Below are 15234 nucleotides of genomic sequence, written 5' to 3'. Positions count from 1 at the left end.
TCGGCACGTGCTGGTCAAAGCGGCGCAACGCCCTCACCGGCCGTGGGAGGCGATCGCCATGAGCAAGGAGCCACCCGGCACCCCGTGCGTGCTGGTAGGCGTCGCTGCCCGAACTCCTGCGACCCTTTCGGTCGCGACCCTCGCTCTGCTGCTCCTTGCGGGTGCGGCCGAGGCGCATGAGGGGGAGAGCGACGAGTCGGCGGTGCTGGTCGAGCAGGCCATCGCGCTGATCGCCAACGACGCCGGTAAGGACAAGGTGGCTGAGCGCATTGAAGACGCCCTCATGGCACCGCACAAGGAGGGCGTCGATCTGAAGCTCGTCGAACAGGCCCGCGGCGTCGTCCAGAGCCCGGGTCCCGGAGGGGCCTCCCTCCAGGAGGCCCGAGGGCTCCTGCTGCGTTCACTGGACGGCAAGCTGCCGTCCGCTCCGGAGGCGGGGAAGCTCGTCACGGGTACCGAGACCGGGACGAGCGTGGTGCTGGACGAATTCCGGCCGGCACGTGGCATCGCCGATTCGGGCGACGCCGCCCTGTTCGCGCTGGCCCTCGTCGCCATCGTGGCCGGGCTGTGGCTGTCCGTGCGGCTGCGTCCCCGCCACAGCATCCGGGACCTTGAGCGCCGCGCCGCCGCGCAAGAGGACCGAGAGGGCAGGAAACGATGACCGCCGACTCCACCTCACCGACCCCAGCGCCCCCGGCCAGGGCGGGAAAAGGGCATCGCGGGCGGTTCCATCGCGCCGTCGACGCGATCGATGAACGCATGGGCATCAAGGCACTGACCTATCCGGTGCCCGAGCACGCGAACAACCTGGCATGGAGCCTGGGTGGCATCACGGCAGTGGCGTTCGTGATCCTCCTGGCCACCGGGATCTACATCACGCAGTTCTACGCGCCGATCCCGGAGGACGCGAACCAGTCGGTACGTGACCTGGTGACCGATGTGTGGCTGGGAAGCTTCGCCCGCGGACTGCACTTCTGGGCGGCGCAGGCGATGTTCGTCCTGGCGCTGCTCCACTTGCTGCGCGTGTTCTTCCACGCCTCGTACAAGAAGCCGCGTGAGGGCAACTGGGTCGTCGGCGCGGCGATGTTCCTGCTGACGTTCCTGGCGGTCTTCACCGGCACGGTCCTGAAGTGGGACCAGGAGGGCTACGAGGCCCTGATCCACAACCTGGACGTGGCCGAACTGCTCGGCGGGGCCGGTATCTGGTTCACGGACAAGCTGACCGACCGGGTGTCCATCCTGCTGCGTCTGTTCAATGCCCACGTGGTGATCGTCCCCGGCCTGATTCTGCTGCTGTTCGTGTGGCACGCCCTGCTGATCAAGCGGCACAGGATCTCCCCGCATCCCGAGATCCAGGTGCCGGCCGTCGAGTCGGCCGAGCCGTTCACCGCCCACCTCAGGCGCGTGGCCGCCTTCGGGCTCGTCCTGCTCGGGGTGCTGTCGATGCTCGGCGTGCTGGTACCGCCGGTGATCGGGCCGACCCCGGTCGACGGGATCGAGATCACCCGCCCCCTGTGGATGTTCTGGTGGTTCTTCCCGATGGAGGAATGGTTCGGAGTCGCCTCGATCGCATGGGTCATCGCGGGCGTCTTCGGACTCATCCTCCTCGTGCCGTTCCTGGACCGCAGCCCCAGACGCAGGTGGCGCGAACGCAAACTCGCCCTCGGCGCGGCCGCCGTACTGCTGCTGGCGCTCGCCGCGATCACCATCGAGGTCTGGATCGCCAACCCCAAGGGCCACTGATGAGCGCGACCGCCGGGCGGCGTGCGCACCGCTGGTTCTGGGTCCTGGCCACCGCGGCGGTATGCGCGTCGGGAGCCCTGTACGAGGGGCTGCGTGCCGCCCCGGGGCCCGCCACGGGGCTGCTCGTCCTGACCAGCGCCCTGGTGCTGGTCGTATCCGCCGTCCAGGCGGCGCGGATCCTGGCCCTGGTCGTCGGCCGGCCTGTACGCCGGCTGCCTCGCTGGCACACTGTCGTTTGCCGAGTGCCGCAAGGGCCTGGCCCCGGTGGGTTCACGGACGTCGAAAACACCGCGACACGCGCCGACGGCCTGCACACCGCGATCGTCCGCGCCACGAAGCCCCTGAACGCTGACGCATCTCGACGAAGCCCCTGAACGCTGGCGCATCTCGACCAGGCCAAGACGGCGTCGGGCTGCGGTTGGCAGAGCTGATGCATGGCTCGCGGCGCCGCTGTCGTACCGGGGGCCGTGGGACTCCCGAGGGCCGGTCAGCCTGTGCTGGATGCCGCGCCGGACACGGAGAGCTAGGACGGTGGTGGCCAGTACCTGATGGATAGCGGGGTCCTCAGCGCCGCGTTGCAGGGGTACGTGCTTGGCTTCGAGTGCTTTGCCAGCAGCGCCAACACAACGTCCCGGCGGGCAAAACCGGTCAGGTGGGAAGTCCCTCGCCTGTCTGCTCGCGCACCATGTACTCGGCGTACCAGGCGGGCCAGTTGTCGTCGCGCTGCCCGGTGCGCTTCTCGTGCTCCCCGTGGGCCGCCTCAGCACGCCGCAGCGTGGCCTCCAGGTCGCTCACCGATGCGTATGTCGTCGGCCCGGAGCCCATGCGGCCGGGAAGGCGCGTGGTGAGTTCCTGCACCAGCCAGGTGTTGCCGTCCGGGTCGCTGAACGAGAAGAGCGAGAAGTAGCTTCGACGGTCTGGGTCGAGGCCTTCGGCCGTGCCGTCCGAGCTGAAGTGGAAGAAGTTGCCGACGTCCACTCCTGCGGCGACCAGCTGGTCTCGCGCGACCTCGATGTCGGAGACGGTCAAAATCGTGCCCTGGGACGATCCAGGTGCCGCTTTGGTGAAGCCGGTGCCGAACATGACGGAGGAGCCGGAGCCGGGCGGCGTGAGGTGGACGATTCCGGGGGGTGCGTCGTCGAGGCGCCAGCCGATTTTGACGTAGAATTCCTTCGCCCGCTCGACGTCCGAAACCGGAAGACTGATGACTTCGAGCTTCGTGTCGAACCTCTCCATGTTCGCCGTCTCACTCGCGCCGCGGCCCGGTTTCTCGGTCGTACTCATCGTGGCCTCCCTGACGCCCTCTCTTTGCAACGCTAACGCCACTTCTGTCCGGCCGCATTTGGGTGTGACTCGGGTGGCTTCCCGAAGATCTAGGTACGGGTTCCCCGCATCGAGGACATTACGAACGTGGGCTCGTACCGTGGCTCTCGACGGAGTTGCCTTCGTCGGCCGCCAGGGCAGGCGAGCCCACTGCACCACGGTGGTGGACATGGGCCGTCAGGCTGCGGTCGATCTGCAGGGACAGCAGTTCGGGGCGGCTGAGGTGAGCGCGCGAGTCCATGAGGCGCTTGCGGAGGCCGATCAGCACGAAGTCCAGATCGACGATCACTTCGCCTTCCCCGGAGGTGAGCGGCTCGTCGTTTCAGACGTGCTCTTGCTTCGCTACATGCCACCGAATAGAGCTCAACGATCACAAGGCAGCGAGCGGTGACGCTGGAAAGGACGGCCGTCAAGTCAAGGCCGGCTCTTCCACCATGCGACCACCTGGGCGTCAAAAGCCGCACCCGGCATGTCCCCGGTGAGGGGCGCCCTGACACAACTTCGCGCCGTGGAGGGGTGGCCGTCGCGCGTGACGGCCACAACTGCGTCCAGCATCGCCACCGTCCGAGGCGCGGAAGGGAGTGGGCCGGAGAGCCTGCCCGAATAAGAGTACGTACTCCTATTCGTTTGTTGGCAAGGGGACTCATGCCGCGTGGCTGCAGGTCCGGGGTCAGCGGCAGCGCGGCCGCGTGTCGCGCGTCGACGCGTCCGTCCCCGCAGAGCCGCTGCGGCGGCGCCGTCGTGCGATCGGGTCCGGCTTGCGCCGGCTGAGCGCCCGGCCGACAGGCCCTTCTCGCAGTCGGCTACCTGTGCCTGGGTCGCATCTACGCCCAGTTCGCCGCCGGTTTCGGCGTCGTGACGACGACCGCGTACATGCTGGCGCCGTGACAGGCGTACGTCTCGGTGACAAGCGCGGCGAACCTCCGCGTTAGCCTCGCTGTTTCGGTTGAGGTGGGCCGAGCTGGGCTGTTGCCTCCTTTTCGGTGGTCGTCGCTGTCTGTTGCTGGGTGCGTATGGCTTTGGCCCGACGCTGGGTCGGGTGCTCCAGAGATCCTCGGGTCGTGGGCGGACAGGATTGGTCCATAGGTCAGATGGCGGGTCTGGGCAGGGCCGCGAGGCGGGTGAATGCCCTGGTCAACTCATTTCGCCAGGGCCAGGTGGCGGCGATCTGCAGGCGGAGGCGTCGCCCTCCGCAGATGAGACGGGCTGCTCCGTGCAGCAGGCGGTAGCGGAATTTCTTCGGTTCGGCGGTGGCCAACTCGCCGTCCGGCAGGAGGGTCTGGGTCGATGCGAGCAGGTCGATGGCGGTCAGGGCCAGCTCCAGCCGCGCTTGGTTGATCGTGAAGTGGCGGGAGGGGAAGCGGCCGACCCCGGTGGTCTTGCCGCAGTGGATGCGGTCCTCGACGCGGGCATGCCCGCGGTGGCGGGCCTCCAGGAACTGCAGGGAGCCTTCGCCGATGGGGGTGTCGGTGAGGAATGCCTGATGGCGCAGGCCGGCGTCGAGGTCGAACAGTGACAATTGCGCGCCGGGGTACGGGCGTTCGCCGGACGATGATCCGGGTGCCTGCGGGGTGTCCGGCCAGGTCGACCATGCCGGTCAGTTCGGCGACCTCGGCGCCTGCCCGCAGTGTTCCGTCCTGTTCCAGGGCAGGGTGCCAGAACTGGTCGGGCCTGGCCCGGATCGCCCGGCGGACCGGCTCGGTGACCGAGTAGCCGACGGAGAAGGAGCTGTTGATGCCCCGGTCTCGCAAGGCCTGCAGGTGGGCCAGCCCTCGGCGCCTCCTGCGCTGTCGGTGCGGATCAGGATGGGGGTGCCGTGGCGGTGTGCGGCGGGGATCTGGGCCAGGGCCTGGTCGAGGACGGTGATGTGATCACTGGCGGTGTTGGCGCCGGCGTTGCCCGGCCGCAGCACGCCAGCCAGGGCCTCGCCGGTGTTGTCCAGCAAGCACAGCAGCGGGGGGTGGCAGAACCCGTGTTTGTAGGTGGCCGCGGCCTGTTCCTTCTCGGAGTGGCAGGTCATGAGGGTGGCGTCGATGTCCAGGACAAGGCCCGGCAGGTCGTGACCGCCGGCGCGGTCGGTCTCGGCGGCCTGGAGCCAGGCAACCTCCCGGGCGACGGCCCGGGCCGAGCGCAACCTGGCGAGCATGACCGGGTCGGTGCCAGCCAGCAGGCGCCAGGCGGTGGGGGGTGGGGGGTGGTGCGGCCGGGCCGAAGACGCCAGGCTGGTCGCGCAGCAGGGCCAGGTCGGAGGTGGCCTGGCCGCCGTCGGCGAGCATCACCGCCAGATCGACCGCGACCCGGCCGGGGTCGTGTCCGTGCCACGCGGGCGCAGCCCACGCAATGCCTCGGTGAAGGCAGCCCTCAGGCCGGTGGCGTCAGCGAGGTCGGCCAGGAGCCGGGACCCGGCGTGGCTGCCCCCCCGCGGCCGTCGGCCGACACGACGAGCTTGGGTCGTAACGGGGTGGTGTGCACGCAGAAAGTGCCTTCCACCTGTGGTGACAGAAGCCCAGAAGCCCTAGACAAGCCTCATCATCCCAGCTCAGAAGGCACTTTCACGTTCCCGTTCACGATCCGGATCCCACAGCAAGTGAAACGCGCAGGTTAGCTCCGAGGAAAGTATGAGCATATGCTCTCATTGGGGGTGGGGAGCTGGCTTCCCTGCTCGACGCCCGGGTCGGATCAAGAAAGGCAAGGCCGAGCACATGAGTGAGATCAGACCACGCTTCCGGCGGATCGATGGGCTGTCCATCCGCTACGCCGAGAGCGACGGTCCCCATGACGGGCAGGCACTGCTGCTGAGCCCGTTTCCGGAGAGCCTCTACGCCTACCACGCAACCTGGTCGCGGTTGGCCGAGCGCACCCACCTCGTCGCGGTGGACCTGCCGGGGTTCGGGCATTCCGAACTCCGAGGGGACCTGCTGACGCCCAGGGCGATGGGCGAATTCATCGTGCGGATCGCCGACGAGTTCGGCATGGCTATGCCACATGTCGTGGGCCCGGATATCGGCACCAGCGCGATCCTGTTCGCCGCGGCCCAGCATCCCGACCGGTTCCGCAGCGCGGTCGTGGGCAGCGGTGCGGCGGCGGCTCCGCTACAGCTGGGAGGCCCGCTGCACGAGTGGGTGCACGCCAAAGACCTAGCGCCGTACCGGAAGCTGGACCCCAAGGTCATCGTGGCGGCCGCCATCGACAAGATCAAGGGCTACGAGATGCCGGAGATCGTGCGCGAGGACTACCTCGGCTCTTACGTGGGCCAGCGGATGGTCGACCAGATGCCGTACCTGCGTGCTTTCCGCCAGGACCTGGCGGTCCTGCGCGAGTTGCTGCCCGGCATCCAGACCCCCGTACAGGTCATCGCTGGCCGCGACGATCAGGTGGTGCCGGTGGCAAACGCCGAATACCTGCACCAGTACCTGCCCAACAGCAAGCTCGACGTCGTCGACGCTGGCCACTGGATCTGGGAGGAAGCCCCTGGGGAATACGCCGGGATCGTCAACGACTGGTGGAGTCGAACTGACCCCGGTCGGAAGACGACGCGTTGAGTCGGGTAGCGCTCGCGACCGCGGCCCGGCTGAGCGCCGTCGCCGCTGGTCAGGTCCTTCGGGAGCCACATCAGCAGGCCGGCGGTTGGGCCGCGATCTGGCGGCCCACCGCCGTGGTCTCGCAGGTCGGCATCGGCGTGACGGTCCCTGTGCAGAACCGGCACGCTTTCAGCGAGGCTGCGTTGGCGAACCGTGTGCAGTCGTCTCCCATCTCGGCGAGGAGCCGTGGTCACGCTCGGTACCTCAGGTCAGCGATCCAGCGCACCTTCGGTGCGCGCCGGGGGCGTGGTAAATCCCGAGTGCGCGCCGGAGGTGCTTCTGTCCGCCCTGACCTGGGGTGATGCCGTTCGGAATCGTGGTGGTGTCCGTTCCGGACGAAACCGATATTTCTGTGATGCCGGCGAGCTCGCAGGTCAGCGTGGTGCTGGGGGCCGTCCACGGGAACCGTGGAGTGTTGCTGTGAGCACGTGCGTCAGAATTCCTGATTCACCCTGGCCCTCCCGGAACGGCGTACTCGACTGTTGGGCACGGGAGGGAGCAAGGCCGTGGACGTGCTGCACGAACGCTGCGTGGGCCTCGATATCAGCAAGAAGGACGCCAAGGCGTGTGTCCGTACCCCGAGCACGAAGCGGCGGGGGTCCTTCACGACCGAGACCACCACGTGGGGATCGACGACGAACGCGGTCCTCGCCCTGCGGGACCATCTGCTCGCCGCACGGGTGACGCTGGTGGTGATCGAGGCGACCTCGGACTACTGGAAGCCCTTCTACTACGTGCCGGCCGGCGAGTTGAACGTGATCCTCGTCAACGCACGGCAGGTCAAGAACCTACCCGGCCGCAAGACGGACGTCTCGGACGCGGCCTGGCTCGCCCAGCTCGGCGCCCACGGTCTGGTGAGGCCCTCCTTCGTGCCGCCCGAGCCGGTCCGCGAACTACGGGACCTCACACGCGCCCGGACCACCGCCACCCGTGAACGCAGCCGCGTGGTCCAGCGGCTGGAGAAACTGCTGGAGGACACCGGCATCAAACTCTCCGCGGTCGCCTCCGACATCATGGGCGTCTCCGGCCGCACCATGCTCGAAGCCCTCACCCGCGGTGAACCCGACCCACAGGTCCTCGCGGACCTGGCAAAACGCAAGCTCCGCAACAAGATCCCCGAACTCACCGAGGCCCTGACCGGACGGTTCCGCGAGCACCACGCATTCCTGGCCCGCCTGCATCTGGACCAGTACGACCAGCTCACCACGATGATCGAGCAGCTCACCGAACGCATCGAGGAGGCAATGGCACCCTTTCGTGGCGCCCTCGACCTGCTCGACACCATCCCCGGGATCAACCGGGCCGTCGCCGAAGTGATCATCGCGGAGACCGGCGGCGACATGAACCGCTTCGCCACCGCCAAACACCTCGCTTCCTGGGCCGGGGTCTGCCCCGGCCACCACGAGTCCGCCGGCCGCACCAAAAACACCAAAGTCCGGCCCGGCAACCCCTACCTCAAGGGCGCCCTCGGCATCGCCGCGTTCGGCGCCGTGAAAACCAAAGACACCTATCTGCAGGCCCGTTACAAGCGCCTGACCGCCCGCCGCGGCCCGCTCAGGGCGCTGGTCGCCGTCGAGCACTCGATCATCACCGCGCTCTGGCACATGCTCACCGACAACGTGCCCCACCAGGAACTCGGCGCCACCTACTACACCCAACGCGACCCCGAACGCGCCACCCGCCGGGCCGTCAACCAGCTCAACCAACTCGGCTACACCGTCACCCTCAACCCGAGGGAGGCCGCCGCCTGACCGGCAGCCCAGACACCCGGCGGCCCGCCACGGTCACCGGGCGCACAATCCTACCCACACCCGCCCTGACCAGGATCTATTTACGCGTCAGACGCATGGCTTTCCTGCCCATCCTCGCCACCGAACTGGCAGCGAGAACCACGGCCTACCGCGGTCAGATTTCTCGGCTCCGGAGTCGGTCGGTGATGACCCGCTTGACTGCCCATTAGGGCAGCCGCAGTCCGTCAGCGTTCGTGAAGCGCAACTGGGCGCCGGGTGCGGGCGTTCTTGGCGGACGATCAGCCACATTCCCTTCGGCCAGTCCTTGAGCACGTCGCCGTCGAGCTCGGCGCCCCAGGCGCCGTCCCGGAGCTCGCCTTGGCGTCTTGGAGGCACAACTGCGCCAGGATCTCCTCCCGAAAACCGGAGAGAGGCCCGCAGGCCTGGTCCGTCCGCCGGATCGGATGACGAAGTGCACCCGGCCCCCTACCGCGGCGATGCGTGCAGGAGGGGCCGGGTACGCGGGGTGCCACCGAGGCGGTCAGCCGGCCTTCAGCTGTGCGGCGATCTGCACGACGCGCCCGGCCTGGATCCGCGCGGCGGTGCGGGTGACGTCGTCGACGGGGTTGCTGAGCTGGCCGTCCACGTGCGAGGTGCCGTACGGGTTGCCGTCCACGAACTTGGCGGGGTCGGTGAACCCGGGTGACGCGATGATGCCGCCGAAGTGGTGGACCGAGTTGTACAGCGCCAGCAGGGTGGACTCCTGGCCGGCGTGCGCGGTCGCTGTGGAGACGAAGCCGCTGTAGACCTTGTTGGCCAGCTTGCCCTCGGCCCGCAGGCCGCCCAGGGTGTCGATGAACTGCTTCAGCTGCGCGGAGACGTTGCCGAAGCAGGTCGGAGTACCGAAGATCACGGCGTCGGCCCACTCGACGTCGGCACGCTCCTGGCGCCGGGGCAGCGCTCAGCCCGCGTCTCGCAGTGTTCTGGCGAGCACGGAGCGGTGCGTGGGCTGAGCCTCCAGGTGACGCTTGCGGCCCTCCTCGGTGAGGACGGCCAGGATCCCGCGGCGGTCGGCTTCGCACATGGCGCGCTCGAGGAGGCCGTTGCGTTCCATGCGGGCGATCAGCCGGCTCGCGGCACTCTGGCTCAGGTGCACGACGTCGGTGAGGTCCTGCGCGCGGCACTGGGTGTTCTCGGAGCAGGCGAGAGCTTCGAGGGCTTCGAACTCGCTGACCCCGATGCCGTGCTGTGCTTTCAGCTCGCGCTCGAGGGTCTGGTACACGACGGCATGCCGGGCCAGGAGATCGTGCCACTCCTTGACCAATTGCTGCTCGCCGCCAACATTCATGCGGCCACCGTATCATGCACCGACATTTAATGTATATGCATTAGATGCACTTGCATTCGAAGTAGGAGCATGTCAGCGTATCGGCATGAGTCCTTCCGCACCATCGCCCTTGTCCACGTCCTCGCTCGCATGGAACGCGCGGCTGTGGGCCATTCTGCTCACCGTCTCGATCGTCGGGTTCCTCGACGCGCTGGACGTGAACATGGTGGGCGTCGCCCTGCCCTCGATCCAGGCCGACCTCGGCCTGTCCACAAGCGCACTGCAGTGGATCGTCAGCGGTTACGTCCTGGGCTACGGCGGCTTTCTGCTGCTCGGCGGACGCGCTGCCGACATCCTCGGCCGCCGCCGCGTCTTCCTGACGGCGGTCGCCGTCTTCGCCCTGACCTCGCTGGCCGGCGGCCTGGTCGACGACGGGAGCCTTCTGATCGTCGCCCGTCTCCTGAAGGGCGTGTCGGCGGCGTTCACCCTACCCGCGGCGTTGTCCATCATCACGACCACGTTCGCCGAGGGGCCGGCCCGCAACAAGGCGATCGGGATCTACACGCTCATGGGTGCCAGCGGCTTCTCGAGCGGCCTGGTGCTGTCCGGTGCACTGACCGAGCTCGGCTGGCGCTGGACCTTCCTCCTGCCGGTGCCCGTGGCGCTGATCGCCCTGGCAGCGGCCATCCGCGTCCTGCCCAAGGACGGCCCGCGCAAGGTCGGCAGCTACGACCTGCCCGGCGCACTCACCCTGGTTGCTGGAATGCTGCTGCTCGTCTACGTCGTGGTCGAAGCACCGCAGAAGGGCTGGACCACGGCGAGCACGGTGGTGCAGTTCGGGCTCGCAGCCGCACTGCTGGCCGCCTTCGTAGTGATCGAGCTCCGCGGCGCGAAGCCGCTGATCCGTCTGGGCATCCTGCGCTCCAGCTCCCTGGTGCGCGCCAACGTGGGCCTGTCGGTGTTCTTCGGCGCCTACGTCGGCTTCCAGTTCGTGGCGACGCTGTACTTCCAGCAGGTACTGCACTGGTCGGCGCTGCAGACCGCGCTAGGCTTCCTTCCCGCCGCCGCCATCGTCACCGTCGCCTCGCCGCGCATCCCGCACCTGATCGCGCGATTCGGCACCGCTCGCAGCATCATCGCCGGCGTCATCACGCACGTGGCCGCGTACGCGCTCTTCCTGGCCATCGCCCGGGACCACCCCTACGCCGTGGGTGTGCTGCCCAGCATGCTCCTGCTCAGCGTCGGCATGACACTCGCGTTCGCGCCCTTCCAGATCGAGGGAACCTCGGGAATCCCTGACCACGAACAAGGCCTGGCCGGGGGGCTGCTGAACACCTCCATGCAGATCGGCGGCGCGATCGGCCTCGCCATCGTCACCGCGGTCCTCACCGCAGGAAACGAAGGCAAGAGCGGGCCCGACGCCCTGCTCGCCGGTTTCACCCCCGCCATGACCACCGTCACCATACTCGCGGCCATCGGCCTGCTCACCGCCCTGTCCGGAACGCTGGGGCGCCGCAGGGCGACCGCGCAGGCGGACGGGAATGCCGCCCCAGCGGCGCTCGACAAGGTGTCCGAGATCACCGGGTAGCGGCCGATTGGCGAGCCTGAGCCACTTCTTCCCGCGGATTCCCACAGACTTGAAAGGCAGGAGCACCCACATGAGCAAGATCATCCGATTTCACTCCACCGGCGGCCCCGAGGTCCTGTCCCTGGACGACCTCGAGGTCCGCGACCCCGGGCCGGGCGAGATCCGCATACGCACCAGGGCCCTCGGCCTGAACCGAGCCGATGCCATACTCCGCAACAACCACCTCGTGGAGCTTCCCTCCGGTATCGGATGGGAGGCATCCGGTGAGGTCGACACCATCGGCCCGAACGTCGAAGGTTTCACCGTCGGCGATGCCGTCAGCATGATCCCCAGCATCGCGCTGACCGGATACCGCATTCATGGCGAACTGGCCATCGCGCCAGCCGCCGCCGTGGTCAAGCACCCCGACACACTGTCCTGGGAGCAGGCCGCAGCCCTGTGGGGGCAGTACCTGACTGCCTACGGCGCCCTCATCGAGACCGCGGACCTGAAAGCCGGTGACACGGTGCTCATTCCGGCCGCCTCCAGCAGCGTCGGACTGGCCGCGATCCAGATCGCCCGCAGCGTGGGAGCCCGGCCCGTGGCACTGACCCGCACCAGCGCCAAGCGCCGGCGGCTCCTGGACGAAGGCGCCGAAGCGGTGATCGTCACGGACGGGGAAGACGTGGTCACGCGCGTAAACGAACTCACCGACGGCCACGGCGCCCGCGTCATCTTCGACCCCGTGGGAGGACCTGCACTGACGGGCCTGATCGGCGCCGCCGCGCCCGGCGGGACCGTGATCATCTACGGAGCGCTGAGCAGCGAGGCCACGACAGTGCCGGTGATGGGGTTGATCTTCAAGACCCTCACCATCCGGGGATACAAGGTCTTCGAGCTCACCACCGACACCGAACGCCGCAAAGTCGCCGTCGACTGGGTCCTCGACGGCCTTGCCCGCAAGACCCTGCGACCCGTCATCGACACCGTCTTCCCTCTGGAGGACATCGTCGGGGCCCACCGTCGTCTCGAATCCGGCTCCCAGATCGGCAAGATCATCGTGACCGTGACTCACTGACCCGCGAACCGACCCAGGCCGTTGAGGCCGCCCACCCCACCTGACCCAGCCGGCCGTCACCATTCACGAGGCACACGGGGTGACCGCTGCCCGACGACGTGAAAGCCGGGCGCAGTCCGGCAGTTCGCGCGCTCACGCCCGCCGTCGAACCCGTCGCACCCCGAGCGGATCTCCTCACCGCCACGTAGTCCGCTGCTCGTCGGCGCCAAGAACCACCTCTCGCCCCAACGCAAGTTACTCGTCTCAAGGAGATGGTTACCCATGCGATACACCACTTTCGGCCGCAACAACGGCCTGCGCGTGTCCGAGTACGGCCTCGGCACCGCCAATTTCGGCACCGGCTGGCGCGCCGGCGGCGGCTGGGGCCCCGGTGCCGAGCCCGCCGAGGCCCGCAAGATCTTCGACCGGTTCGCCGAAGCCGGCGGCACGCTCATCGACACCGCCGAGAACTACCAGGCCGGCGAATCCGAGCAGCTGCTCGGCGAGTTCCTGGGCGCCGACCGCGACCACTTCGTGCTGACGGGCAAGTACAGCATGAACGGCGTCGGGCCACAGACCGTCTCCAACACCGGCAACAGCCGCCGATACGTGGTCCAGGCTCTCGAGGCCAGCCTGCGCCGCCTGAACACCGACCACCTCGACATGTACTGGGTGCACGCCCCTGACGGCCTGACCCCCATGGAGGAGATCCTGCGCGGCCTGGACGACCTGGTCCGCGCCGGAAAGATCCGTTACTTCGGGCTGTCGAACTTCCCGGCCTGGCGGGTGTCGCGCGCCGCCGCCATCGCGGAGCTGCGCGGCTGGTCCCCGGTCGCCGGTATCCAGGTCGAGTACAGCCTGGTCGACCGCACCGCCGAGCGGGAGCTGCTCCCCATGGCGCAGGCCCTCGGCGTGGGCGCGACGCTGTGGAGCCCGCTCGGCGGCGGCCTGCTGACCGGCAAGTACCGCCAGGGCGCCACCGGCCGGATCAGCGACCTCAAGGCCGTCGGGTTCTTCGAGGACACCGCGCAGAAGACCGCGATCGTCGACACCGTCCTCGACATCGCGGGCGAGCTCGACGTGGCGGCCTCCCAAGTCGCCATCGCCTGGATGCGGCAGCAGGGCGCGCGAGCGGCCACAGCATACGTGCCGATCATCGGCCCGCGCAGCGCCGCCCAACTCGACGACTACCTGGGCGCGCTGGACGTGACGCTGAGCGAGGCGCAGTTCGCCCGCCTCGACGAGGTGAGCGCGATCAGGCTCGGCACACCGCACGAGCTGAACGCGTGGATCGTGAGCCCCATCCGCGGCGGTGACGCCAACGCGATCGACGAGCCCGCGATCCCGGTCGCATGATCTCAGGCGGCCGACCAATGCCCGGCTGACACGCTTGACCAGGTGCGGCCGTTGTCGGTGCTGCGCGGCACGCCCCGGCCGCCCTTGAGCAGGCCGTTCGGCGAGGTCTCGGCGGTGGCCGCGTAGAGCGCCCCGCCCACCCGCAGCACGTCGGAGACCGACCTGGGCAGTCCGCCGAGGTCGGCGGCTGTGAACCTCCGCCCGCCGACGATCAGCCGCGAGCCGTCAAGGGTGGTCGAGGCGACCGGGCCGTCGGTGACCTTGGTGACGGTCGTGCCGCCGTCGCAGGAACGACACCGCGCACGGCATCCCGGCCGCGCCGTGGTCGGAGTTGTGGAAGTCCGCGCATGAGGCGACCGGGGTGCGCAGCCGACCGCCCACGATCCGGCGCGCCACCTCGGTGTCGACCTCGGTTTCCTTGGCCACGAGTTCGGCAGCTTCCTCGGTGTCGCCGTCGACCTGGTCGACCAGCCGCGTGGCCACCGTCTGCCGGGCGGAGGCGAGGGCCTGCGCGAGCCCGAGCTCCACCGCGCCGCGCGAGGCGTCGCGGACCTCCTCGTCCAGGAGCTGGTAGTCCCGCTCGTGGGTGGTCCGGGGTTGTTGCGCGCCCGGCCGTGGTGCGCCTGGGCGCTGTGCCGCAGCGCCTGGGCGTGGATCCGCTGCGGGAGGGCCACGCCGTCGGCGCGGGTGTGCCGCTGCCAGCGTCGGATCACCCCGTCCAGAGCGTTGCCGGTGGCGTAGTCGCGCAGGTTCTCGCCGCCGCCCAGACCGCGGTGGCCGACCAGCAGCTTGGCCGTGGGGCGGCCGAGCAGCTCCAGCGTCGTGCGCGCCTGCGCGGTCAGCTCCAGGACGTGGCGCAGGGCACGGCCGCTGGAGCCCTCGCCGACGTCGACGAGGGTGTTGCTCGCATATCGGCGTCGGCCGCGCCGGGCCTTGTCCGTGTCGACCTGGTGCACCGCCGGGTCCTCGCGGTCCGCGGTCATCCGCCGTACGAGCCACCAAGCCCCGGCGACCGCAAGCGCCCCCCGCCCCGGCATGACGGCCGATATCGGGGCGGAGTTTTTCTGGATCCCGGGAAAGCGGCCTGGGTGCGCGGCGTGTTGGACGGCGGCGAAGGCGAAGAAGAACAGCAGCAGCCCCAGCAGCAACAGTCCGACGGAGGCGACCCCGCGGCCGACGGCCCGGCCCCGGCTCCGGCTCCGCGGGCTTCCGGGCGCCTCGGCGGCGTCCGCGCGCACGAGTCGCCGGTCGAGGACCGCCCGCAGCCGGTCCACCTCCTCCGGGTCCACCGCGGCCCGCTTGGGCAGGACGGCGAAGCCGACGGCGGACTTGTCGGCGCTGAGAAGCACGAACAGCTCCGGCGTCTCGACATAGCGCGAGTAGAGGTGCCAGTTGTGGCTGGCCGAGCTGTACGCGGTGGCGAGCCGGACCCCGGTCTCGTCGACCGTCCCTCGGATGTCCCCCTGCCGTTCGGCGAGCCGGTGGAGGCGGCTCGCCTGCAACCACGGCACCGCAGTCATGAAGGCAACGAAGACCACCACCCCTGCATA

12 protein-coding genes and 4 pseudogenes are annotated in these 15234 nt (G+C 69.0%); 9 read left to right on the top strand and 7 right to left on the bottom strand.

Annotation, left to right across the window (positions count from 1 at the left end; translation table 11 throughout):
• The first annotated feature begins 58 nt into the window (after positions 1–58).
• Genes AAFF41_RS49975 through AAFF41_RS49965 form a run of 3 tightly spaced genes read left to right on the top strand, consistent with a single transcriptional unit; the run spans position 59 to position 2117 of the window.
• On the top strand, positions 59–661 hold the full coding sequence (locus AAFF41_RS49975) for a hypothetical protein (protein ID WP_319754681.1): 603 nt from the start codon (positions 59–61) through the stop codon (positions 659–661).
• Positions 658–1743, top strand: a complete 1086-nt coding sequence (locus AAFF41_RS49970) for a cytochrome b N-terminal domain-containing protein (RefSeq protein ID WP_343326192.1) — start codon at positions 658–660, stop codon at positions 1741–1743. Before AAFF41_RS49975 ends, AAFF41_RS49970 begins: the two co-directional genes overlap by 4 nt.
• Entirely contained in the window at positions 1743–2117 is a 375-nt protein-coding gene (locus AAFF41_RS49965; protein ID WP_319754679.1) for a hypothetical protein, read from the top strand. Before AAFF41_RS49970 ends, AAFF41_RS49965 begins: the two co-directional genes overlap by 1 nt.
• A gap of 274 nt (positions 2118–2391) precedes the next feature.
• Here the strand turns inward: AAFF41_RS49965 and AAFF41_RS49960 are convergent, their stop codons facing one another.
• Both AAFF41_RS49960 and AAFF41_RS49955 read right to left on the bottom strand, forming a co-directional pair.
• The gene (locus tag AAFF41_RS49960; protein WP_319754678.1) at positions 2392–3027 is read right to left on the bottom strand and encodes a VOC family protein; all 636 of its coding nucleotides are present in this window, start codon (positions 3025–3027) and stop codon (positions 2392–2394) included.
• A gap of 118 nt (positions 3028–3145) precedes the next feature.
• On the bottom strand, positions 3146–3355 hold the full coding sequence (locus AAFF41_RS49955) for a hypothetical protein (protein WP_319754677.1): 210 nt from the start codon (positions 3353–3355) through the stop codon (positions 3146–3148).
• Between the two features lie 400 nt (positions 3356–3755).
• Between AAFF41_RS49955 and AAFF41_RS49950 the strand changes: the two are divergent.
• Positions 3756–3939, top strand: a pseudogene (locus AAFF41_RS49950) (hypothetical protein); the annotation flags it as partial.
• A gap of 214 nt (positions 3940–4153) precedes the next feature.
• On the opposite strand, the pseudogene AAFF41_RS49945 reads toward AAFF41_RS49950, so the two are convergent.
• Positions 4154–5556 (bottom strand): annotated as a pseudogene (locus tag AAFF41_RS49945) (IS1380 family transposase).
• Positions 5557–5768: 212 nt separating this feature from the next.
• Here AAFF41_RS49945 and AAFF41_RS49940 point away from each other — a divergent pair.
• Together AAFF41_RS49940 and AAFF41_RS49935 are read left to right on the top strand one after the other, a co-directional pair.
• The gene (locus AAFF41_RS49940) at positions 5769–6608 is read left to right on the top strand and encodes an alpha/beta fold hydrolase (RefSeq protein WP_343326191.1); all 840 of its coding nucleotides are present in this window, start codon (positions 5769–5771) and stop codon (positions 6606–6608) included.
• Between the two features lie 545 nt (positions 6609–7153).
• Positions 7154–8398: an IS110 family RNA-guided transposase gene (locus AAFF41_RS49935; protein ID WP_343326190.1), complete on the top strand. Its 1245-nt coding sequence runs from the start codon at positions 7154–7156 to the stop codon at positions 8396–8398.
• A 211-nt stretch (positions 8399–8609) separates the two neighbouring features.
• Here the strand turns inward: AAFF41_RS49935 and AAFF41_RS49930 are convergent.
• From AAFF41_RS49930 to AAFF41_RS49920, 3 genes and pseudogenes are all read right to left on the bottom strand, one after another.
• Positions 8610–8755 (bottom strand): annotated as a pseudogene (locus AAFF41_RS49930) (IS1380 family transposase); the annotation flags it as partial.
• A 163-nt stretch (positions 8756–8918) separates the two neighbouring features.
• Positions 8919–9314: pseudogene (locus AAFF41_RS49925) on the bottom strand (NAD(P)H-dependent oxidoreductase); the annotation flags it as partial.
• 24 nt (positions 9315–9338) lie between these two features.
• Positions 9339–9725, bottom strand: a complete 387-nt coding sequence (locus AAFF41_RS49920; protein WP_343326189.1) for a MarR family winged helix-turn-helix transcriptional regulator — start codon at positions 9723–9725, stop codon at positions 9339–9341.
• 85 nt (positions 9726–9810) lie between these two features.
• Here AAFF41_RS49920 and AAFF41_RS49915 point away from each other — a divergent pair, with 85 nt between their 5' ends.
• The 3 genes from AAFF41_RS49915 (at position 9811) to AAFF41_RS49905 (ending at position 13684) form a co-directional block, all read left to right on the top strand.
• Positions 9811–11292, top strand: coding sequence for an MFS transporter (locus AAFF41_RS49915; RefSeq protein WP_343326188.1), 1482 nt, complete (start codon positions 9811–9813; stop codon positions 11290–11292).
• Between the two features lie 70 nt (positions 11293–11362).
• Positions 11363–12349 (top strand): zinc-dependent alcohol dehydrogenase family protein, encoded by a 987-nt coding sequence (locus AAFF41_RS49910; protein ID WP_343326187.1) that lies wholly within the window; start codon positions 11363–11365, stop codon positions 12347–12349.
• A gap of 261 nt (positions 12350–12610) precedes the next feature.
• A complete protein-coding gene (locus AAFF41_RS49905; protein WP_343326186.1) occupies positions 12611–13684 on the top strand; it encodes an aldo/keto reductase in 1074 nt (357 codons plus the stop codon).
• Between the two features lie 2 nt (positions 13685–13686).
• Here AAFF41_RS49905 and AAFF41_RS49900 read toward each other — a convergent pair whose 3' ends face one another.
• Entirely contained in the window at positions 13687–15204 is a 1518-nt protein-coding gene (locus AAFF41_RS49900; RefSeq protein WP_343326185.1) for a YcxB family protein, read from the bottom strand.
• Positions 15205–15234 lie beyond the last annotated feature (30 nt).

This window comes from Streptomyces mirabilis (genome assembly GCF_039503195.1).
Taxonomy (GTDB): domain Bacteria; phylum Actinomycetota; class Actinomycetes; order Streptomycetales; family Streptomycetaceae; genus Streptomyces; species Streptomyces mirabilis_D.
This window is presented reverse-complemented; position numbering and strand designations above follow the sequence as displayed.

Coding starts and splice junctions, on each gene's coding strand:
- AAFF41_RS49915 (WP_343326188.1), top strand. CDS start 9,811: ATGAGTCCTTCCGCACCATCGCCCTTGTCCACGTCCTCGCTCGCATGG.
- AAFF41_RS49960 (WP_319754678.1), bottom strand. CDS start 3,027: ATGAGTACGACCGAGAAACCGGGCCGCGGCGCGAGTGAGACGGCGAAC.
- AAFF41_RS49940 (WP_343326191.1), top strand. CDS start 5,769: ATGAGTGAGATCAGACCACGCTTCCGGCGGATCGATGGGCTGTCCATC.
- AAFF41_RS49975 (WP_319754681.1), top strand. CDS start 59: ATGAGCAAGGAGCCACCCGGCACCCCGTGCGTGCTGGTAGGCGTCGCT.
- AAFF41_RS49910 (WP_343326187.1), top strand. CDS start 11,363: ATGAGCAAGATCATCCGATTTCACTCCACCGGCGGCCCCGAGGTCCTG.
- AAFF41_RS49965 (WP_319754679.1), top strand. CDS start 1,743: ATGAGCGCGACCGCCGGGCGGCGTGCGCACCGCTGGTTCTGGGTCCTG.
- AAFF41_RS49920 (WP_343326189.1), bottom strand. CDS start 9,725: ATGAATGTTGGCGGCGAGCAGCAATTGGTCAAGGAGTGGCACGATCTC.
- AAFF41_RS49900 (WP_343326185.1), bottom strand. CDS start 15,204: ATGACTGCGGTGCCGTGGTTGCAGGCGAGCCGCCTCCACCGGCTCGCC.
- AAFF41_RS49970 (WP_343326192.1), top strand. CDS start 658: ATGACCGCCGACTCCACCTCACCGACCCCAGCGCCCCCGGCCAGGGCG.
- AAFF41_RS49905 (WP_343326186.1), top strand. CDS start 12,611: ATGCGATACACCACTTTCGGCCGCAACAACGGCCTGCGCGTGTCCGAG.